18 protein-coding genes are annotated in these 20,201 nt (G+C 75.1%); 11 read left to right on the forward strand and 7 right to left on the reverse strand.

The genetic code is table 11. The features are described 5' to 3' along the window. Window positions 1-7: 7 nt before the first annotated feature. Window positions 8-922 carry an RNA polymerase sigma factor SigJ gene (gene sigJ / locus AC5WAM_RS38750; protein ID WP_495520491.1) on the reverse strand — a complete coding sequence of 305 codons (915 nt, stop codon included), beginning with the start codon at window positions 920-922 and terminating at the stop codon, window positions 8-10. 284 nt (window positions 923-1,206) lie between these two features. Between sigJ and cseB the strand changes: the two genes are divergently transcribed. From cseB to AC5WAM_RS38770, 4 genes are all read left to right on the forward strand, one after another. Next, complete coding sequence (cseB, locus tag AC5WAM_RS38755; protein WP_495520492.1) at window positions 1,207-1,929, forward strand: two-component system response regulator CseB; 723 nt, start codon at window positions 1,207-1,209, stop codon at window positions 1,927-1,929. Window positions 1,930-1,933: 4 nt separating this feature from the next. Then, window positions 1,934-3,205 carry a HAMP domain-containing sensor histidine kinase gene (locus tag AC5WAM_RS38760; protein WP_495520493.1) on the forward strand — a complete coding sequence of 424 codons (1,272 nt, stop codon included), beginning with the start codon at window positions 1,934-1,936 and terminating at the stop codon, window positions 3,203-3,205. Window positions 3,206-3,359: 154 nt separating this feature from the next. Beyond that, on the forward strand, window positions 3,360-4,151 hold the full coding sequence (locus tag AC5WAM_RS38765) for an ABC transporter ATP-binding protein (RefSeq protein ID WP_495520494.1): 792 nt from the start codon (window positions 3,360-3,362) through the stop codon (window positions 4,149-4,151). 74 nt (window positions 4,152-4,225) lie between these two features. Continuing rightward, on the forward strand, window positions 4,226-6,790 hold the full coding sequence (locus AC5WAM_RS38770; RefSeq protein WP_495520495.1) for an ABC transporter permease: 2,565 nt from the start codon (window positions 4,226-4,228) through the stop codon (window positions 6,788-6,790). Window positions 6,791-6,852: 62 nt separating this feature from the next. On the opposite strand, the gene AC5WAM_RS38775 is transcribed toward AC5WAM_RS38770, so the two are convergent. The 3 genes from AC5WAM_RS38775 to AC5WAM_RS38785 form a co-directional block, all read right to left on the reverse strand. Further along, a complete protein-coding gene (locus tag AC5WAM_RS38775) occupies window positions 6,853-8,118 on the reverse strand; it encodes a serine hydrolase domain-containing protein (RefSeq protein ID WP_366795018.1) in 1,266 nt (421 codons plus the stop codon). A gap of 208 nt (window positions 8,119-8,326) precedes the next feature. After that, window positions 8,327-8,563: a hypothetical protein gene (locus AC5WAM_RS38780; protein WP_366795019.1), complete on the reverse strand. Its 237-nt coding sequence runs from the start codon at window positions 8,561-8,563 to the stop codon at window positions 8,327-8,329. A gap of 99 nt (window positions 8,564-8,662) precedes the next feature. Beyond that, window positions 8,663-9,277: a dihydrofolate reductase family protein gene (locus AC5WAM_RS38785; RefSeq protein WP_366795020.1), complete on the reverse strand. Its 615-nt coding sequence runs from the start codon at window positions 9,275-9,277 to the stop codon at window positions 8,663-8,665. Between the two features lie 202 nt (window positions 9,278-9,479). On the opposite strand from AC5WAM_RS38785, the gene AC5WAM_RS38790 reads away from it, so the two are divergent. The 5 genes from AC5WAM_RS38790 to AC5WAM_RS38810 all read left to right on the forward strand — a co-directional run bounded on the left by AC5WAM_RS38790 (window position 9,480) and on the right by AC5WAM_RS38810 (window position 12,372). Then, the gene (locus tag AC5WAM_RS38790; RefSeq protein ID WP_495520496.1) at window positions 9,480-9,698 is read left to right on the forward strand and encodes a hypothetical protein; all 219 of its coding nucleotides are present in this window, start codon (window positions 9,480-9,482) and stop codon (window positions 9,696-9,698) included. Further along, window positions 9,699-10,259 (forward strand): RNA polymerase sigma factor, encoded by a 561-nt coding sequence (locus AC5WAM_RS38795; RefSeq protein ID WP_495520497.1) that lies wholly within the window; start codon window positions 9,699-9,701, stop codon window positions 10,257-10,259. Then, window positions 10,256-11,035 carry a sigma-70 family RNA polymerase sigma factor gene (locus AC5WAM_RS38800; protein WP_495520498.1) on the forward strand — a complete coding sequence of 260 codons (780 nt, stop codon included), beginning with the start codon at window positions 10,256-10,258 and terminating at the stop codon, window positions 11,033-11,035. Before AC5WAM_RS38795 ends, AC5WAM_RS38800 begins: the two co-directional genes overlap by 4 nt. Window positions 11,036-11,365: 330 nt before the next feature. Beyond that, the gene (locus AC5WAM_RS38805) at window positions 11,366-11,584 is read left to right on the forward strand and encodes a hypothetical protein (RefSeq protein ID WP_495520499.1); all 219 of its coding nucleotides are present in this window, start codon (window positions 11,366-11,368) and stop codon (window positions 11,582-11,584) included. Window positions 11,585-11,595: 11 nt separating this feature from the next. Then, window positions 11,596-12,372: a helix-turn-helix domain-containing protein gene (locus tag AC5WAM_RS38810; RefSeq protein WP_495520500.1), complete on the forward strand. Its 777-nt coding sequence runs from the start codon at window positions 11,596-11,598 to the stop codon at window positions 12,370-12,372. Here the strand turns inward: AC5WAM_RS38810 and AC5WAM_RS38815 are convergent. Then, the gene (locus AC5WAM_RS38815) at window positions 12,365-13,297 is read right to left on the reverse strand and encodes a bifunctional helix-turn-helix transcriptional regulator/GNAT family N-acetyltransferase (RefSeq protein ID WP_495520501.1); all 933 of its coding nucleotides are present in this window, start codon (window positions 13,295-13,297) and stop codon (window positions 12,365-12,367) included. The genes AC5WAM_RS38810 and AC5WAM_RS38815 overlap by 8 nt on opposite strands. A gap of 138 nt (window positions 13,298-13,435) precedes the next feature. Between AC5WAM_RS38815 and AC5WAM_RS38820 the strand changes: the two genes are divergently transcribed. Then, window positions 13,436-13,831 carry a GNAT family N-acetyltransferase gene (locus tag AC5WAM_RS38820; RefSeq protein ID WP_366795027.1) on the forward strand — a complete coding sequence of 132 codons (396 nt, stop codon included), beginning with the start codon at window positions 13,436-13,438 and terminating at the stop codon, window positions 13,829-13,831. A 137-nt stretch (window positions 13,832-13,968) separates the two neighbouring features. On the opposite strand, the gene AC5WAM_RS38825 is transcribed toward AC5WAM_RS38820, so the two are convergent. Next, window positions 13,969-15,489 (reverse strand): FAD-dependent monooxygenase, encoded by a 1,521-nt coding sequence (locus AC5WAM_RS38825; RefSeq protein ID WP_495520502.1) that lies wholly within the window; start codon window positions 15,487-15,489, stop codon window positions 13,969-13,971. A 149-nt stretch (window positions 15,490-15,638) separates the two neighbouring features. Here AC5WAM_RS38825 and AC5WAM_RS38830 point away from each other — a divergent pair, with 149 nt between their 5' ends. Then, window positions 15,639-18,929, forward strand: a complete 3,291-nt coding sequence (locus AC5WAM_RS38830; protein WP_495520503.1) for an ATP-binding protein — start codon at window positions 15,639-15,641, stop codon at window positions 18,927-18,929. Window positions 18,930-18,967: 38 nt separating this feature from the next. Here AC5WAM_RS38830 and AC5WAM_RS38835 read toward each other — a convergent pair whose 3' ends face one another. After that, complete coding sequence (locus AC5WAM_RS38835; protein WP_495520504.1) at window positions 18,968-20,197, reverse strand: calcium:cation antiporter family protein; 1,230 nt, start codon at window positions 20,195-20,197, stop codon at window positions 18,968-18,970. Between the last annotated feature and the right edge of the window lie 4 nt (window positions 20,198-20,201).

The raw sequence follows: 20,201 nt of genomic DNA on the forward strand, positions 1-20,201 counted from the left end.
CTCCGCGCTACGGCCGGCCGGTGCGCGCCCGGACCGACCGCTCGTACGCCCGCAGCTTGTCGGGCGCCAGGACCCAGTAGAGCCCGTTGATCCCGTCGGGCCCCACCGTGACGCTCACCAGGGCGACGGCGGCACCCTCCTGGACGAGGAGCAGGCTGGGACGGCCGTTGGCCTCGACCAGGACGTAGTCGGCACCGGGGAAGAACTTCTTGGCGAAGGCGCTGATCCGCGCCACGCGCCCGGCGCCCACGACCTCAAGGCGTGCCACGCCCCGCATGCCGTTGCCGTCCGCGTAGGCGACGACGTCGGCCGACAGGACGTCCTCCAGGGCGGCGACGTCACCGTCGCGCGCGGCGGCGACGAAGGCTTCCAGGAGCCGCCGGTGCTGGGCCGCGTCGACGGGTGCGCGGCGCCCGGCGGCCAGGTGCTTGCGGGCCCGGCTGACGACCTGCCGCGCGTTGGCCCCGCTCAGCCCCAGCATGTCCGCGATCTCTTCGTACGCGTAGCCGAACGCCTCCCGCAGCACATAGGCCGCCCGCTCCACGGGGTTCAGCCGCTGCAGGACCAGCAGCACGGCCAGCTCGACGGCCTCGCCGCGCTCCGCGCCGACCTGCGGGTCCACGCTGGTGTCCACGGGCTCCGGCAGCCACGGCCCCACATACGCCTCGCGGCGCACCCGCGCCGACTGGGCCACGTTGATCGCCAGGTGCGTGGTGACCTTCGCGAGGAACGCCCCCGGCGCGACGACCGTGTCCCGGTCGGTGCCCTGCCAGCGCACCCACGCGTCCTGGACCACGTCCTCGGCCTCGCTCACGCTGCCCAGGATGCGGTAGGCGATGCCGAACAGCCGGGGCCGCAGCCGCTGGAACGCGTCCGCCGCCTCCGCCAGCGCGTCGTCGGGGAGCGCCCGGCGCTCGTCCATCGTGCCTCCGCAGGTGTCGACCGCCGTGCCCCTCGGACGGGCCCCGCCGGTACCGGGGCGGTCCGCTCACCGCGATCCTACGATGATCACGCGGGCGGGTCCGAGGGCCTGCTGTGTATCGGCCACGTATCAGGAAGCGCTTGATCGTCCATCGGATCCGGGCCCCGGCCGCCACGAGGTCGCCGTGTCCGGTGTCTGCCGTATCGTTCCTTTCGGGTCACCGGCCGGGCAGCCGCCGCGGGACCCCCGTCGCCTCCCCGCCCACGAACAGGAGCCACCCGCCCGTGTCCCCGTCCGCTCCGCCCGCCGTACGCGTACTGCTGGTGGAGGACGACGACCTGATGCGCCGCTCCTTCGCCCTCGCCCTGGAGCGCTACGGATACGCGGTGCGGGCCGCGCCCGACGGCCTCACGGGCCTCGAACTCTTCCGCGACGAGAGCTTCGACCTGCTGGTCCTGGACGTGATGCTGCCCGGCCTCGACGGGATCGGACTGTGCCGCAGGGTCCGCGAGACCAGCCTGGTGCCCGTCCTGATGATGTCCGCCCGCGGCGACGGCCTCGACGTCGTCGCCGGTCTGGAAGCGGGGGCCGACGACTACGTGGTCAAGCCCGTGGACACCTACGTCCTCGTGGCCCGCATCCGCTCCCTGCTGCGGCGGGCGACCTACGCGCCCCTCCCGGCCCCCGGGACCGCCACGGAACAAGAGCGGCCCTCCGAAAGGCGCACGCTGGTCTTCGGCGACCTGGCCATCGACACCGCGGGCATGGAAGTGACGCTCGCCGGCAGCCCGGTGGCGCTGACCCCGACCGAGCTGAAGCTGCTCCTGGAGTTCGCCGCGCGCCCCGGCGTCGTACTGGAGCGGCACACCCTGCTGCGCGACGTGTGGGAGTACGGCTGGGACGGCGACAGCCGGGTCGTGGACCTGTGCGTACAGCGGCTGCGCAGGAAGCTGGGCCGGGACCGCATCGAGACGGTCCGCGGCTTCGGCTACAAGCTGCGGCGCTGACCCCGTGCGTCCGCGTCCCCGGCCCCGGCGGGGCCGCACCTCGCTGCGCTGGAAGATCGCGGCGCTCGCCGCGGCCACCGCCTTCCTGGTGGTGGCCGTGGTGGGCGTACTCGTCCACGTGTGGACGCAAGGCGACATCCGCGACCGGGCCCGGGCGCGGGCCCTCAACACGCTCTACTCGGCCATGGACGTGTACCGCCGCACCGGCACCCTGGCGGACGGCGCCGAACTCGATCCGGCCGCCCTGCCCGCGGCGCTCCGCCACCCCGCCGACGGCGACCGGCACGCGGCCCACGACGGGAGCGTCCAGGGCAACCTGGGGCCCAGCGCCTGGGCCGCCCAGCGCACCGGCGGCCCGGGCAGCCCCGTGCTCGCCGTGCGGGTCAACCTGGGCCCGGAGCTGCACACCCTGCGCCGTCTCGATATCACCATGGCGGTCGCCTCGCTGATCGCGCTCGCCGCCGCCGCGCCGCTGGCCGTCCACGGCGCCGGGCTGCTCGCCCGGCGGCTGCGCCGGGTCTCCGAGACCGCGGGCCGCATCTCCGCCGGGGACCTCGACGCGCGCACCGGGCCCACCAAGGGCCGCGACGAGGTGGCCGAGATCGCCGCCACCGTCGACCGGATGGCCGACTCCCTCGGCGAACGGCTGCGCACCGAGCGCCGGTTCACCGCGGACGTGGCCCACGAGCTGCGCACCCCCGTCGGCGGCCTCCTGGCCGCCGTCGACCTGCTGCCGCCAGGCGAGACGGAGGACCTGCTGCGCGCCCGGGTGCGCGACCTGCGCGGCCTGGTCGAGGACCTCCTGGAGGTCTCCCGCCTCGACGCCGGGGCCGAACAGGCCGTCCGAGCCCGGGTGCCGCTCGGCGCCGTCGTCGCCGAGGCCGTGACGCGCACCGGCCACGCCACCGAGGTCGTCGGCGCCGGCGCGGCCGGTCCGCGGGGCGCGGCGGGGGACTTGACCGTGGAGACCGACCCGCGCCGCCTGGAGCGCATCGTCAGCAACCTCGTCATCAACGCCCACCGGCACGGGGCCGCTCCGGTGCGGGTCACCGTCGAGGGCCGTACGGTCGTCGTGCGCGACCACGGCCCCGGCTTCCCGGCGGACCTGCTGCGCCACGGCCCGCGCCGCTTCCACACCGGCGCGGCCGAACGCGGCGGTGGTCACGGCCTCGGCCTGACCATCGCCCTGGGGCAGGCCCGGCTGCTCGGCGCCGAACTGCTCCTGGACAACGCCCCGGACGGCGGCGCCGTGGCAACGCTTCGGCTGCCGGACTGACCGCCGCCGCGGCCCCCAGAGCAGAGCCGTCACCGCCCGCCCCTACAGAACTGCCGCACACCGGCGCGGGCGCCGATACACGGTGGCCCAGGCCCCGATACGTTCCCCGGACACCCTTCGAAGTGCACCCGCCCGCACCCGAAGAGGAGCCCCGTTGACCGCCGACGCCCTTGCCCCGCCCCCGACGCCGGGAATCGCGGCCGCCACCACCGACCTGTCGAAGGCCTACGGCAGCGGCGGCACCCGGGTCGTCGCGCTCGACCGGGTCAGCATCGCCTTCCGCGAGGGCGAGTTCACCGCGATCATGGGGCCCTCCGGCTGCGGCAAGTCCACCCTGCTGCACTGCGCCGCCGGGCTCGACACGCCCACCTCCGGCTCCGTCCGCGTCGGCACCACCGACCTGGGCACGCTCGACGACCGCGGCCTCACCAGGCTGCGGCGTGACCGGATCGGCTTCGTCTTCCAGGCGTTCAACCTGCTGCCGACGCTGACCGCCCTGGAGAACATCACGCTGCCCCTGAGCATCGCCGGACGCCGCCCCGACGGGCAGTGGCTGGACCGCGTCGTCTCCATGGTCGGCCTCTCCCAGCGCCTCGGCCACCGGCCCGCGCAGCTCTCCGGCGGCCAGCAGCAGCGCGTCGCGGTCGCCCGCGCCCTGGTCTCGCGGCCCGCGGTCGTCTTCGCCGACGAGCCCACCGGCAACCTCGACTCCCGCACGGGCGGCGAGGTCCTCGGCTTCCTGCGCGACTCGGTGCGCGAACTCGGCCAGACCGTGGTCATGGTCACCCACGACCCCGTCGCCGCCGGGTTCGCCGACCGCGTGGTGTTCCTCTCCGACGGCCGCCTGGTCGACGAGACGACCCACCCGACTCCCCAGCGGATCCTGGAACTGATGCCGCGCACCGCCGTGGGGAAGCCGCGGCCGTCGGGCGCACGCACCGGCTGAACCGGGTCGGTCCCGGACCGAACCCGCCCCACCCGCTCGCGGCCCCCGGGCCCCGCCCTCCCCGGAAGTCACCCATGTTGAGAACAGCCCTGCGCGGCGCCCTCGCGCACAAGGCCCGGCAGATCATGACCGTCCTCGCGGTCTGCCTGAGCGTCGCGTTCGTCAGCGGCGCCCTCGTCTTCGCCGACTCCACCACCGCCGCCCACCGAGCCGCCGCGTCGAAGAGCTTCGCCGACATCGCGGTCACCGTGACCCCGAAGGCCTTCCCACCCCGCGCCACCGCGGACCGTGGCGCCAGCGCGCTCGACGACGCCCTCGTCCGCAAGCTGGCGGGCGTGCCCGGTGTCGCCGCGGTGCGCCCGGCGGCCGACGGCTCGGCCACCCTGAACGCGGCGGACGGCACCCCGCTGCGGGCCGGGAAGGCGTGGGCGAACCTGGCCGCCGCCTTCGTGCCCGGTGCGGACGGCAAGGACAGCCGCCACCCCCTGACCGAGGGCCACGCCCCGCGGCACGGCGGCGAACTCGCCGTCGACCGGGGCACCGCCGCAGCCGGGCACCTGCGCCTCGGCGACACCGTCACCCTCGCCACCGACGGCCCGGTCATGACCAAGCGGCTCGTCGGCATCGTCACCACGCAGGACACCCGGGTCACCGCGGGCGGCACCCTCGCTCTGTTCGACAAGGCCACCGCCCAGAGACTGTTCGCCTCCCCGGGCCACTACACCGGCATCGACCTGTCGGCGGCGCCCGGCACCGCGGCGCCCGACCTCGCCCGGCGCGTCACCGGCGTCCTCCCCGCCGACCGCGCCGAGGCCACCACCGGCGCCGCCCAGGCCGCACAGCAGGCCGTCCTCGTCGACACCCTGACGCGGGGGTACGCGAAGCTGCCGCTGGTGTTCGCGGGGGTCTCGCTGTTCGTCGGCTCGTTCCTCGTCGTCAACACCTTCACCATGCTCGTGACGCGGCGCACCCGGGAGATCGCGCTGCTGCGGGCGATCGGTGCCTCCCGCCGCCAAGTGGCCCGCTCCGTCCTCCTGGAGGCGCTCCTGGTCGGTCTCGTCGCGTCCACGGCGGGCTTCGTCCTCGGCCTCGGCGTCGCCTCCCTCCTGCCCGACGTGCTGAGCACCGGCGGGGACCGGCTGCCGCACGGTCCGTTGGTGATCGGCCCGGCCTCCGTCGTCGCGGCGCTCGGCGTGGGCGTCGGCGTCACCGTGCTCGCCGCGTGGCTGCCCTCCCGCAGGGCGGCGCGCGTCGCCCCCGTCGAGGCGCTGCGCACGGCCGAACAGCCGCCCTGTGCCACCCGGTCCAAGGCCCGCGGCGCGGTGGGACTCGGGCTTCTCGCCCTCGGCGCGGGCTGGCTCGTGTCCCTCTCCGGGGCGAAGGACGCGTCGGAGGACAACGTGCGGAGCGCGCTGACCGGCTGCGCCCTGCTCGTCGTCGGCCTGACGGTGCTCGCACCGCTGCTCGCCGCCCCCGTGATCCGGCTGGCCGGGCGGCTCACCGACCGCTTCGGCGTCCCCGGACGGCTCGCCCGGGAGAACGCCCTGCGCGACCCCCGGCGCACCGCGGCCACCGCCGCGACGCTCATGGTCAGCACCGCGCTTGTCGCCGGGCTCGCCGTCATCGGCCACTCCACCGGGCAGGCCCTCGACCGGCAGGCCGCGGCCGGGCTCGGCGCCGACTACGTGATCGGCTCCCGCACCGCCACGACCGCCGTCGACCCGGCCGCCGTACGGCGCGTGGCCGCGTCCCCGGGGGTGCGGACCGCGTCTCCCGTGACGGACTCCACCGTCTTCGTCGGCGGCGGTGTCCGGGAGATCTCCGGCGTCGACCCGCACACCGTCCACGACGTCCTGAAGCTCACCTACGTCAGCGGCTCCGGCAAGGACCTCGGGCCGGGCCGGGTCGCCCTCTCCCGCACCCTCGCCCGGGAACGCGGAGTGAGCGCGGGCAGCCGCATCGACCTCCGCATGGGGCAGAGCCGCCGGACCGAGCGGTACACCGTCGTGGGCGTCTACCAGGACAACCCCGTCGCCCGCGACGCGCTCGGCGTCCGCACGGAGGTGGCCCGGCACGGCCTCGTCCCCGGCTCCGTCCAGCGCGTCCTCGTCCGCACCGACGGCGGCGCCGTCTCCGAGACCGTGGAGGAGCGGCTGCGCACCGCCGTGGGCAACAGCCCGCTGCTGACCGTGCACAACCGGAAGGAACTCGTCCGTGAGGCCGCGGGTCCCGTGGCCGACCTGCTGAACGTGGTGTACGGGATGCTGGCCATCGGCGTCGTCATCGGCACGCTCGGCATCGTGAACACCCTGGCCATGTCGGTCACCGAACGCACCCGTGAGATCGGCGCGCTGCGTGCCCTCGGCATGGACCGCGCGGGAATCCGGCGGATGATCCGCGTCGAGGCGGTCACCGTCGCCGCGTTCGGCACGGCGCTCGGCCTCGCGGCCGGCCTGTTCGGCGCCTGGGCGGTCGGCTCACTGGCCAACGGCGCGTTGGAGCAGTACTCCCTGCGGCTGCCCTGGGGGACGCTGGTCCTCATCTGCGTGCTGTCCCTGGCGGCGGGTGCGCTGGCGGCCGCCGTCCCGGCCCGCAGGGCGGCCGCCCTCGGCCCTCTGGAGGCCGTGGCGGAGGCATGACGTCCGCTCGGCCCGCGGGCGGGGGGGCACCCCCGCCCGCGGGCCGCTCACCCGGTGCGGCGTCAGATCCGGCTGTCCTCGACGGCCGGTACCCGCGGGGTGGCGTTCACGTCCGCCGAGCGCGGGGCGCGCTGGGAACTCTTGGCGGCCGGGGACGGCTTGGTGCCGCAGAAGGCCGGTTCGAGGGTGTTCGTCAGGCCCTGCGTCACCGCGCTGTTGTTGGACGCGTTGGCGAAGACCACGACCGTGCGGTCGCCCTCGCGGGTGGAGAAGGACTGCGTCTGGAAGCCCTGGACGATGCCGCCGTGGCCGTAGACCTTGCCGCAGGACAGGGCGATCTCGCGCAGGCCGAGGCCGTAGCTGACCTTCGCCGTCGGCGTCGGCAGCACGGTCGTCATCTCGCTCCGCGACTTGTCGGAGATCAGCTCACCGGAGTCGCCGGAGAGGAGCGCGGTGAGGAAGCGGTCCATGTCGGCGGCCGAGGAGATGACGGCGCCCGCGCTGCCCACCCAGGAGCCGTTCTGCTTCGTGGAGTCGAGCAGCGGCTTGGAGCGGTCGTCGTTCGTCAGATAGCCGGTGACGTGCGCCCCGGAGATGGTCTTCCTCGGGACCACGTAGGAGGTCTTCTTCAGGCCCAGCGGCTTGATGATCTCCTTGCGCAGCACGTTCGCGTACGTGTCGCCCGTGAGGTGCTCGATCGCCAGGCCCAGCACGACGTAGTTGGTGTTCGAGTACGAGTACTTCGTGCCCGGGGCGCTCTGCGGGCCGTGCTTGACCGAGCGCGCCACGAGGTCGGCGGGCTCGTACACGGTGTTGCGGATGCGCTTCTCGAACGCGTCGGTGGTCTCCTCGCCGGGCTGCTCCAGGAGGTCGTTGGTGTGGTCGTAGATGCCGGAGCGGTGCTGCATCACCTGGCGGACGGTCATGTTCCAGTCGGCGGGCAGGGTGTCGGCCGGGAGGTACTCGCGCACCGGCTTGTCCAGGTCGATGCGGCCCTGGTCGGCCAGGCGGAGCACGAGGGCGGCGGTGAACATCTTGGTGTTGCTGCCCACCCGGAAGCGCCACTCGCCGTTCATGGGCGTGCCGTCGAGGTTCGCCTTGCCGACGGCGACGGTCCGGTCGACGCCCGGGGTGTCGTGGTCCCGGATCACCGCGAACGCGCCGGGCGCGCCCGCCGCGACGGTGCGTTCGAGGGCGGCCTGGACCCCCGCCGCGTCCGGCACCGGCTGCTCGGCCCGGTCGGTGGCCGACGCCTGGGCCGTGCCCGCCGCCAGCATCACACCGGTCACGGCCACCGTGGCCGTCCGGACGAACCCGCTTCTCACCATGGGAATTCCCCCAGTTTGCCTGCGTCTCGAAGTGGTCGGGGCCCGCAGGAGCCCCCATGTGATCGGGATCGTATAGGGCCGGCGGAGCGGGAGGTTCCTGACGTGTCGTGAGACCGGTGTCCGTTCGTGCGGCGTTCAGCCGGGTGCGGCCCTCCGGCCGCGAGAAGGCCTCCTCACCGAGACGGTGAGGAGGCCTTCCGCGTGTCCGTCAGCCTTCCTGCAAGCGCGAGCGCAGCAGTTTCTTGCCGAGCTCGGCGCCCTTGCGGCTGTCGGCCTGTGCCTTGCGGAACAACTCCGCGACCTCGGTGTCCTTGGCGCGCTCCGCGTCCTGGACGTACGCCTCGAGCCGCAGGGCGTTGCTCAGGCACGCCTCGACGTACCAGACCAGGTTGTAGTCCTTGTCCCGCGTGCCGGTGACGTCACCGGTCTCGGTGCCGCTGGTCATGCCGGTCCTCCCTCGTGTCGTGTACTGGGGCCGTACTCGCAGCCGGGAGACCGCCGGGTACCCGGGGAGCCCTGGTGTACACGGCCGCGTGCGGGAAGTTCAGCCGGCCGGGACCGGGCGGTAACGCACGTCCACCGCGGCCGAGGGGGTGTCGCCGCCGAGCAGTTCGAGGCGTACGGGGGCGCCGCCGGGGTTGTCGAAGAGGCGGATCCCGTCGCCGAGCAGCACCGGCGCGACGTGCAGGGCGATCTCGTCGATCAGGCCGCGCTGGAGGAGCTGGCGGCCGATCGAGGCGGAGAGGACCTCCAGGTTCTTGCCCCCGGCGGCTTCGAGGCCGACGCGGACCGCTTCGGCGACGTCGCAGCACAGGAACGTGACGCCGTCGGTGGGCTTCGCGTCCTCCGGATGGTTCGTGAGGACGAACACCGGCCCTCGCCACCGGCCGCCGTAGAGGCCGCCGGGGTCGGGGAAGGCGTCCCAGCCGTCCCGGCCGCCGAGGACGGCACCCGTCGTCCCGGCGTACTCGTCGACGAGGCCGGGGCGCAACGAGGTCCCCTCCATCCAGTCCACGCTGTGGTCGGGCCCCGCCACGAACCCGTCGAGGGACATCGTGAAGTGCCACAGCACCTTCCCCGCGGCGGTCTGCCGCTCCGTGCCCGTCGGCGATGTCGTACCAGGGGTCTCGGCACTCCGCGGCGTCTGCGCGCTCGACATGATCGGTTCCTCTCTGCAACGGCCCGTGCTTCTCTGGACCCGTCTCGCCCCCGAAACTCATCGCCGGACTCGCACGGGTTTTCCGCGCGTCGCCCGGACAGGTGGTTCCCGGGCCTCCCCTAAGCGCTTTCGAGGCCGCTCCGCTCTACGCAGTGTCGGGGTCTCCCGGCGAGTCGGGAAGAGCGGAGAGGAGAACACCACCGTGCTCACAGTGTGGGGGTGGGTGTGCCTGGGGACCGGCGCGAGCGCCGCGGTCGGGATCGTGGCGCGGGCCTACGCGTACCGGGTCCGCGAGCGGGTGCGGCGTGACACGATGGCGGCCATGCTGCACGGTCTCGCCCGCGGCGGCGGCTCCGCCGAGGTGACCGAACAGGACGGCGTCTCCTGGGCCGTCACCGTCCGCGACGAGGAGCACCGGTGAATGCCCGGTCAGCCAGGGCAGTCCGTCGGCGCCGCGTTCGACGCCCTGTACAGGGACCTCCGGCCGAGGCTGCTCGGCAAGGCGGCCCTGGTGTGCGGGGGCATGCCCGCGCTGGCTCACGACGCCGTCCAGGAAGCGTTCTACCAGTGCTGGCGCCGCATGAACGACCCGGACGCGGAGCCGGTGCGCGCGTGGGACGCCTGGCTCACCACCACGGTGGTCCGTGAGGCGATCGGCTTGTCCCGCCGCCACTCGGGCAGCGTCCCTCTCGACGACGTCGACCGCCCCGCTCGCGCCCCCGAGCCGGCCGCGCTCATGGATGTGAAGGAGGGCTACCTCAAGGTGTGCCGGGCGATCGCGCGCCTGCCGCTGCGGCAGCGCGAAGCCGTGGCGCTGCGCCATCTCGCGGGCCTGCCCACGGCCGAGATCGCCCGGACGATGGGCATCGAGAAGTCGACCGTACGCGCCCTCCTGAGCCAGGCGCGGCGCACGCTCGCGCCGTTGTCGCGGGAGCTGCGGCGCACGGGCCTCCTTGACGGGGAGCGAGGTGGGGAGCAGTGACGCACCGCCACAACCTTCGCCTCGCCGGACGGCCCGCCGAGCCCACGACACCGGACGAGCTGTGGCGTGCGTACCAGGCGACGGGTGAACGGCTCCTGCGTGACCAACTGGTGCACCACTACATGCCGTTGGTGCGGTACGTGGTGGACCGCGTGAGCGTCGGCGCGCCTGTCCATGCGGAGCAGGCGGACCTCGTCTCCGCGGGGATGTGGGGGCTCTTCGACGCGGTCCGGAGGTTCACCCCCGACCAGGGGGTCAGGTTCGAGACGTACGCGGTCATCCACATCCGCGGGGCGATGGTCGACGAACTGCGGAGGCTGCGCCGGTGGTCGCCCGCGGGCGACACGTCGCTGGAGGAACTCCTTGACTCCGGCGCCGAGGAACACGACCTGCTGGGCGCCGTGGCCGAAGACTCCGGCGCGGCCGCCGAGGACCACGAGCTGCTCCGGCTGCTCGCGCACGCTGTCCACGCGCTGCCGGAGCGCGAGAAGACCGTCGTCACGCTGTTCTTCTACGAAGGTCTGACGCGGGCCGAGATCGCGGGTGTGCTCGGCCTCACGGCGCAGGGCGTCGACCGCCTCCACGCCGAGGCCCTCACCCAGCTGCGGGCAGCGCTCGCGGCTCCGGGCGAGGACCCTTGCGACGCGGGCGGCGACCTGGTGCGGGACATGCTCCACGGGACCGAGCAGGCCCTCTCTCGGACGGTGACCCAGGCGGACACCGAGGACTCGCTGGCGGCGCTGTGGCGGCGGATCAAATCCGACGGTCAGGTGTGAGCGGGGACGTACCCAAGGGGAGGGTTGAAGGAGCGGACCGGGGCGGCGGAGGCCGACGTACTCCTCGATGCATCAATTCCGCCGCCGTACGCCCCAGGCGTTCCGGCCCCCGGCATCCGCGCAGGTCGTCCGGGGCCCGGCAGACGCGTCGGCGGCTGCCGGGCGAGGGGGTCGTCGCGCAGACGGGGCGGGGATGCATCAACTCCGGCGAGGGCCCGGATCCGGTGCCACCATGCTGCGCAACGGGCGTACGCCGTCGCCCGGTCGGCCCCGCGCCCTGGGTGGCGCGGGGCCCAGGAACATCAGCACTCCGAGATCCAGAGGTAGTTCATGGACAAGTCGCGTCGACGCCTGCCGTGTGTCGTCCCCACGCCCCCGGCCCGGCCCACCGGCGAGCAGACCGTCATCGTCGTCGTGGTGCTCGTCCTCGGGGCCGCGCTCGCCCTCGCCGGACTGCCCGCTGCCGTGATCGCCGAAGCGCTGACGGCCGCGGGCCTGGTCGCCGCCCAGCTGGCCCGGCGCGCCCCGCTCGCGCCGGGCGAACGGTGACAGGGGCGGCCGTGGGACGCCCGGAGCGGCCGGTGGCCACCGCCAACGCGCGCCTGGAGGAGCTGGCCCAGTGGCTGCGGGCCCAGCGGCACGCCGCGGGCCTGACCCACCGGGAGCTGGCGGGACGCGCCGCGCACGCCTTCTGCGACACCACGTTCTCGCGGGCCACCACCGGGACCCGGATCCCCCGCCTCCCGGTGGTGGAGGCGTACGCGCGGGCCTGCGGGGCCTCGGTCACCCACGCCCGGAGGCTGTGGCGCGCGGCCCGCTACGCGGAGCACCGGCATCGGAACCCGGGCGCGCGCGTGCCGCGTCCTGACCGCGTGTACGACAAGGGCGAGCTGATCCACGCCCTGCAGCAGCTCTATTACAAGGCCGGGGCGATGCCCATGGACGAGATGGAGCACCGTGCGGGGGACCACGGCGAACTGCCGCACAGCACGGTGCGGCGCATGCTGGCGGGCACGTCCATGTTCGACCTCCAGCAGCTCTACGCGTTCCTGCACGTGTGCGACGTGACGGGCAGCGCGTGGGAACAGTGGTGCCAGGCCTGGAAGCGCGCCAAGCGCCACTGCGAGGTGCTGCACGCGGCCGACCGCGCCCTCCAGGTCCACGCCGACGGCCGCCCGGGCCCGCGCGACCGGGCCCGGCCCGCGGGGGCGCCGCGACGGTCCGCGGGGGAGCCGCGCGCGTTCCCTCCGGTGGCGCTCGCCATGCCGCTGTTCCGGTCCGCGCCGGTGCCCGCGGCGGCCCGGCCGTCGCCGCGCCCGTTCGCCAGGTCTACGTGAGCCGCCGCCCGGGAGCCTCCTCCGGGGCGCGCCCGGTGACCCGCTTCTCGAACCAGTGGTGGGCGTACGGCTCGTCGTTGAAGGCGGCGACCTCCTCGAAGCCGTAGGCGCGGTACAGGCCGATCGCCGTCGTCAGGGCCTTGTTGGTGTCCAGGCGCACCCGGTCGTGGCCGTGCCGCGCGGCACGGTCCTCCAGCTCGGCCAGGAACCGGCGGGCGAGCCCGAGGCCGCGCACCCGGGGCGCCACCCACATGCGTTTGATCTCCGCGGGCGCGTCGGCGGGCAGCTTCAGACCGGCGCAGCCCACGGGCTCGCCGTGCAGCCGCGCGACGAGGAACACGCCGTGGGGCGGCCGGAGTTCGCCCGCGTCGGGCAGCAGGCTGAGCGCCGGGTCGAAGCCCGTCTCGAAGCTCTCCCGCATCTCGGCGAAGTACGACGTCAGACAGGAGCGGGCGTCCGGGTGGCCGGGGTCGACGGCGTCGAGCGCGACCGTCGCGGCGGTGAGCAGACGCTCCACCTCGGCCATCGCGGCGACGAGCCTGCCGCGCTGCGCGGAGTTGAGCGGTTCGAGGAGGGCCCCGGCCAGGGTGTCGCTGTGGCGGTCCAGCAGGGCGCGCTCGGCGCGTCCCGCGGCGGTGAGCCGGGCGGTGCGGACCCGCCGGTCGCGCGGGTTCGGCCGCACGGTCACGAGCCCGTCGGCCGCGAGGGCGCGAAGGAGCCGGCTCATGTACCCGGAGTCGAGCCCGAGCCGTTCCCGCAGCCGTCGTACGTCCCGCCCGTCGTCGTCCTCACCGATCTCCCACAGCAGCCGGGCCTCTCCGATGGGCCGGTCGAGGCCCAGGTAGTGGTCGTGGAGCACGCCCACGCGTTCGGTGACGGTGCGGTTGAAGCGGCGTACCCGGGCGATCTGTGCGTCGTCAGCCATTCTCTGACTTTAGTCAGGGGCGTCGCGCTTCGGCGGGGGAACGGTGAGGTTCGCAGACGCGGCACGGCACGGCACGGCACGGTGGGGTGGGGTGGGGCACGGTGGGGCCGTCCGGCGGCGCGTGAGAGCCTCGGCGCCATGACGATCACGTACGCATGGCGCGGTGACTTCGACAACGCGGCCGTCAACGCGCTGCACGCGGAGGGCTTCGGCCACCCGGTCCTGGACCTCGACTGGCTCGGCCAGGTGCGCCGCCACAGCCTCGGCTGGGTCTGCGCGCGCGACGGCGACGACCTGGTGGGCTTCGTGAACGTGGCGTGGGACGGCGGCGTGCACGCCTTCGTCCTGGACACGGTCGTCGCCACGGGGCGGCGGCGCTCCGGGGTCGGCGCCGGGCTCGTCGCCGAGGCCGCGCGGCGCGCCCGGGCGGCCGGGTGCGAGTGGCTGCACGTCGACTTCGACGACGAGCTGGGGCCGTTCTACTTCGACGCCTGCGGGTTCCGGCCCACGCCCGCGGGGCTCATCGCTCTCTGAAGGGCCCGTGGGCGCCGCGAGAACGGGCCGGGCGCACGCCGTCCTTCACCCGGTCGGTGCTCCGTGCGTTCGCCGCGCAGAGACCGGCGAACGCGGGCCCGGCGCCCGGCAGTCGGGTGCCGTACCGCCTGTGGACGTCACGACGCGCCGAACCACCTGTCGGCGGCCCGCTCGAACCCTTCGACGTCCGCGGGGCCGAAGCCGCGAGCGCCCGCCCAGGCGATGACGCCGTCCGGCCGGACGAGCACGGCGTCAAGACCGAGGTCGTTCCGCGCGGCCCCGGCCGCGTACCGCAGTCGGTCCCGTCGGCCCGCCGTCGCGTCCCGCAGACGGCTGCCGGCGCTGAAATCGAGCACGACGCCCTGCCCGTCCCGCAGCAACTCGCCGAGGCGGGTGCCGTTCTCGAGACGGAACTCCGGGGCGTTGCGGCCGACCAGCGGCTGCTCGTCGCCGAGGTCGTAGCGGATCGCCGTCCCCGACACCCGCTCGAACACGCGAGTCGTGCCGTCACGGGTCGCGAGCAGGTCGCGCAGCACCTCCCGGAGCGCCCAGCCGTGGGGGTCCGGCCTCATCACCGCCGCCTGGGCGCGCGTCCAGTCGAGCACCCGGGCGCCGACCGGATGCCGTTCGCGGGTGTAGGTGTCGAGGAGGCCGTCCGGCGCGTGGCCGCGCACGGTCGCCGCGAGCTTCCAGCCCAGGTTCATGGCGTCGCCGATGCCGAGGTTGAGCCCCTGGCCACCGGTGGGGGAGTGGATGTGCGCGGAGTCCCCCGCGAGCAGGACGCGCCCGCGCCGGTACGTCGTCGCCTGCATCGCCCGGTCGGTGAACGTCGAGGCGCGCTGGACGGCGCCCAGCGTCACACCGGTGCCGGACACGCGCCGCAGCACGGCCTGGAGGTGGTCGGCGGTCGGCTGCCGGGTCCGGTCGTACGCGCCGCCGTCGCAGTCCAGCACGCCGATGTGCCCGGCGGACAAGCGGAGGTACATGCCCTGCGGCGTCAGATGGATCCCCATGGCCAGCTCGTCGGGGTCGCTGACATCGGCGAGCATGACGTAGCCGGTGAACTGCGGTTCGGTGCCCACGAACGCGAAGCCCGCGCCACCGCGCACCGCGCTGCGCCCGCCGTCGCAGCCGACGAGCCAGCGCGCTTCGTACGCCTGCTCGTCGGTGTGCGCGACCACGCTCCCGTCGTCCTGTACGACGTCCTTGACCGTGACGCCCCGCCTGATCTCCACACCGAGCTTGTCCGCCCGCTCGGCCAGCACCCCCTCGACCGCTTCGAGGTGCGTGAGCAGGCCGTCCGCCGCGGGGCCGGGGAACCGGAACGGCAGGGCGGCGAGGTCGACCTTGGCCGGATCGAGCACCATGCCGGCGAAGTGGCCCACGCCACGGGGAGGTGACGGCTCGTCAGCATCGGTGTCCTGGCCGACGGTGTCGTGGAGGCCCGACGCCGCCAGCAAGGGGTGCAGCATGCCGCGGCGGTGGAAGGCCTCGGCCGACCCGGGGGACAGGCCCCGCATCCCGAGCGGGTACGCCCGCCCCGGCGAGCCGGGCTCCGGCTCCCGTTCGAGCACGAGGACGGAGCAGCCCGCGAGGCCCAGTTCACAGGCCAGGAAGAGGCCGACCGGGCCCGCGCCCACGATCACCACCTCGTGCATGACGAAACTCCTCTGTCCGAAGCCGGTTTCCGGCGATGTACCAAGGCTCTTGAAGGCCCCTCACACGGGGCACACACGGTGCTGACGAGCGCGCGCGGGGGCGCGGCCCTGACGTGAGGGACCGCCCGCGCGTGTGTGAGGATCGGAGGATGAACGGGGGGACGCGGCTTCGTGTCACAACGGGCTCGCCAGTCCGCGCCGTCAGCGGCACACGGCTGCGTGTCACACTGCTCGGCGCCTTCCAGGTGTGCCGCGGCGACGCGGCCCGGTCGCGGGCCCTGGTCGCACGGCTCGCCCTCGCGGGCGGCGACGCGGTCGGGGCGAGCGGCCTCATCGACGCGATCTGGGCCGAGGATCCGCCGTCCGGTCCGGGCCACGCCCTCCAGGCCCTGGTGTCGCGGCTGCGCCGGACCCTCGGCTCGGCCGGTGCCGTCACGCGGCTCGCGGGCGGCTACCACCTGGCCGTGGACGCGGCCGACGTGGACGCGCTGCGCTTCGAACACCTCGCCGCTGCGGGCCGCGACCGTCTGCGCGCCGGTGACCTGCCCGGCGCGGCGGGCCTGCTCGGCGAGGCCGTGGCGCTGTGGGGCGACCGACCCGGCACCGAACCCGCGGCCGTCGCCGCGGTGGCGCCCGCCGTCGCGGTCTGCCTTGCCCACGCCTCGGTCGAGGCCGTCACCGACCTCGCCGACGCCGAGCTGGCCCTCGGCCGTGCCGACGCGGCCGCCGCCCGCCTCGCCGCGCTGCTCGCCGAACACCCCGTCCACGAGCGCGCCGCCGCGCTCCTCATGGACGCGCTCGCCGCCCAGGGGCGCCAGGCCGACGCCCTCGCCCTGTACGAGCGGGTCCGCGAGAGCCTGGCCGACGCCCTCGGCGCCGAGCCGGGCGCCGCGTTGAGCGCACGCCATCTGTCGCTGCTGCGCGCCGAGCGGCCCGCCCCCGACACCACCCGGATCAGGAGCGGCAACCTGCCCGCGCCGCTGACCAGCTTCATCGGCCGCGACGACGACCTCGCCCGGATCGACGCCCTGCTCGCCGCCGGGCGCCTGGTGACCGTGGTCGGCCCCGGCGGCGCGGGCAAGACGCGTCTGGCGGTCGAGGCCGCCCGGCGCCACCGGCACGCCCATCCCGACGGCGTGTGGCTGATCGACCTCGCCGCCGTCACCGAGCCCGCCAAGGTCGGCGCGGCCCTGCTGGCCGCGACCGGGCTGCGCGGCTCGGCGCTCTTCGCGGCCCCGGCCGGGCCGCGCGGCCACCGGGTCGACGAACTCGACGTACTGGTCGACCAGTTGGACGGCCGCGAGAGCCTGCTCGTGGTGGACAACTGCGAGCACCTGATCGACGCCGTGGCGCACCTGGTCACGGCGCTGCTGACCCGCTGCGCCGCGCTGCGGGTCCTGGCCACGAGCCGCGCACCCCTCGCGGTCGACGGCGAGGCGCTGGTCCCGCTCGGCCCGCTCGCCCTGCCCGGGCCGCACGCGGAGGCCGAGCAGGCCCGCCGGGCGCCGTCGGTGCGCCTGTTCACGGAGCGGGCGGCGGCCGTGCGGCCCGGGTTCGCCGTCCATGAGGACAACCTCGACGACGTGCTGCGCGTCGTCCGCGGCCTGGACGGCCTGCCGCTCGCCCTCGAACTGGCCGCGGCCCGGCTGCGCACGCTGTCCCTGACCGGCCTGGCCGCCGGGCTCTCCGACCGGTTCCGGCTGCTCACCACCGGCAGCAGGACCGCCCTGCCCCGGCACCGCACGCTGCGCGCGGTCATCGCGTGGAGCTGGGACCTGCTCGGGCCTGACGCCCGCGCGGTCGCGGAGCGCGTCTCGGTCCTGCCCGGCGGCGTCACCCCGGCCTCGGCGGCCGCGGTCTGCGCGGGCGTCCCGGTGCCCGCCGCCGAGGTCCCGGAGCTGCTCGCCGCCCTGGTCGACCGGTCGTTGCTGCACCTGGCGCCGGACACCGGCCGCTACCGGATGCTGGAGACCCTCCGCGAGTACGGCCAGGAGCGGCTGGCCGAGCAGGGCGTGCTGACCGGCGTGCGCGACCTCGCCGCGCGCCACTTCGCCGCGTGGACCGCCCACCAGGACCCGCTGCTCCGCGGCCCCGTGCAGCTCGACGCGCTGCACGAGTTGCACGCCGAGTACGCCCACGTGCTCGCCGCCCTGCGCCATCTCTGCGCCACCGGCGACGCCGCGGGCGCGCTCACCCTCGCTCTGGACCTGAGCTGGTACTGGCAGATGCTCGGGCGGCACGCCGACGCCGCCTACTGGCTGGCCGAGGCGGTCGCCCTGCCGGTCCGGCGGCCGAACGTGCGGCGCGATGTCGCCGAAGGGCTGCTGGTGCTCAACACCCTCGTCCCCCGGGGCGGGGAGCGGGTCGGCCACTGGCCCGAGGAGCGGCGCGAGGAACTGCGGGCGCTCGTCGGCCGCCTGCTGAGCCGCCCCGAGCTGCTGAGCCGTCCGGACCTGCCGGGCCTCTGCGGCGTCCTGACCGTGGTCGGCCTCGCCCCTCTCGTCGGGACCGAGGTGCCCGCCACGGTCCTCGCGGAACTGACCGCCGCGCCCGACGCGTGGACGGCCGGGATGGCCCGTCTGCTGCGGGCCCATCTCGCCGAGAACGACGGCCGCTTCGAGGAAGTGGGCGGCGACGTGCGGGCCGCCCTGGAGTGCTTCACCCGGGCGGGCGACCGCTGGGGCCTGGCCAGGGCGCTGCCCCTGCACGCGCTGACGCGGCAGTACGACGGTGACCTCGACGGCGCCGTGGCCGACCTGAACGAGGCCAAACGGCTGGCCGGGGCGTTCGGTTCGCTCAGCCTCACCGACGAGGTCTACGTCGACCTGCGCCTGATCGACCTGTACGTGCGGCTCGACGAGCCCGGGCGGGCGGCCGAGACCATCGCCGCGGCCCGGGAGCGCGTGCTGCGCTCGGCGCTGCCCGGGACGGCCGTGCTGCTCGACGCGTGGGAAGCCGCTCTGTCGATGGGCACCGGAGCGCTGCCCCGAGCGCGCGACCTGGTCGAGTCGATCGACGCCGCCCGCACCGAGCGGGCCCTGTTCGGCGGTGACCACAGCCAGGCGGTGCTCGGTGCCCTGCGGGGCGCGCTCTGCCTCGCGCTCGGCGACGGCCCGGGCGCCGAAGAGGCACTGGGCCGGGCGTACGCCATGGCGGTCAGCAGCCGGGACATGCCGGTCGTGGCGATCGTGGCGGTGACCGTGGCGGGCCTCGCCGTGCTGCGCGGCCGCTTCGACGAGGCCGCCGTCCTGCTCGGCGCGGCGGCCCGGCTGCGCGGCGCCCACGACCCCACCGACCCCCAGGTCGGCGCGGTGAGCGGCCGCGGCCGGGCGGAGCTCGGAGCCGAGCGCTTCGCCGAGGCGTACGAGCGCGGCTGGCGCCTGGACAGGACCGCGGCCCTGGCCCGGGTCGATCCGGCGCGGGTGTTCCGGGACGGGTGAGGGCCTCCAGGAACGGCGTGCGCCGCGGCAGCGGTCGCTCACCGGCCGCCGATCGCCCGCAGCGACGGCGCCGCGTGCCGCAGCCGTGGCACGAGGAGGACGGCGGCCAGGCCCAGGTAGACGTAGGTGAGGACGAGGCGGGCGCTCTCCGCGGGAAGCAGGAACTGGGCGGCGAAGAGGCCGAACAGCGTGGCCGCCTCCCAGAGCCGGAAGCGCAGGTCCAGCAGGATGACGACGGCGAGCACCGTCTGCGCGGCCGTCAGCGCGACCTCGTCCACCTGGCGCCCCACGAGCGGCATCCCGAAGCCGCCACCGCCGAGGAGGTACGCCACGGGCAGCAGCCCGACAAGCAGCGTCCACTGGTTCACCTTGCTGGAGAGCAGCGCCCCGAGCCCGTCGTCCGCCCGCAGCCGCCAGGCGAAGACGACCGCGACGATCAGCTCGGGCGCCTCGGTGGCGAGCGGCGCGACCCACTGCACCAGCAGGAACCGGTCGACGCCCAGGGAACCGCCCGCCGAGATCAGCGAGGTCGCGAAGGGCTCGGCGGCGGCGAAGATGACCGCGGCCGCCGCCGCGAACAGCGCCGTGGTCGTCAGCCTGCGCCGGCGCCGGGGGAGCCGGGCCAGCCGCGCCGGCACGCCCGTGAACTCCTCGTCCTCACCGGGGCCCGAGCGGGCGACGCGCCACAGGTAGAAGCCGTACCAGGGGATGATGAGCAGCGGCACGTACCAGGCGATCTGCCGGGTCAGGGGCAGCACGAAGGCGAACACCGCGGCCACGGCGAGGAAGCCGATGTCCACGCGCCGGTGCGCGCCGAGCGTGGTGCTCGCCTCGGCCGGACGGGCCCCGCTCCTGCGGGCCGCCAGATAGCCCGCGAGGGCGACGAGGGGCCAGCCCACGCCGATCAGGAGCCGGTTGGCGCCGGTCATGTTCGCCGCCGCGTACGCCGCGTTGGCGGGGTCGCTGCCGCCGGTGTACGCGAAGTACAGGTCCACGGCGTACTCCGGCAGGACGGCGATGAAGGCGAGCAGCGCCAGGGCGAGCGCGCCGGAGATGTCGGCGCGCGCGGTCTCCGCGGCCCACATCAGGAGCACGGCGGCGGCGAGCACGCCGAGGCCGAAGACCAGCATGCCCACGACGGGGCCGGGCTCGGCCCCGCCGAGCCGCAGCACGACGGCCGGGGCCGCGCCGAGCGCCGCCAGCAGGAGACGGCCGCGTACGGCGGGCGCCCGGGGCGGGGCGGAGGGAGAGAGCGAGGTCAGGGTCATCGCG

The organism is Streptomyces sp. JLYT201 (assembly GCF_059448825.1).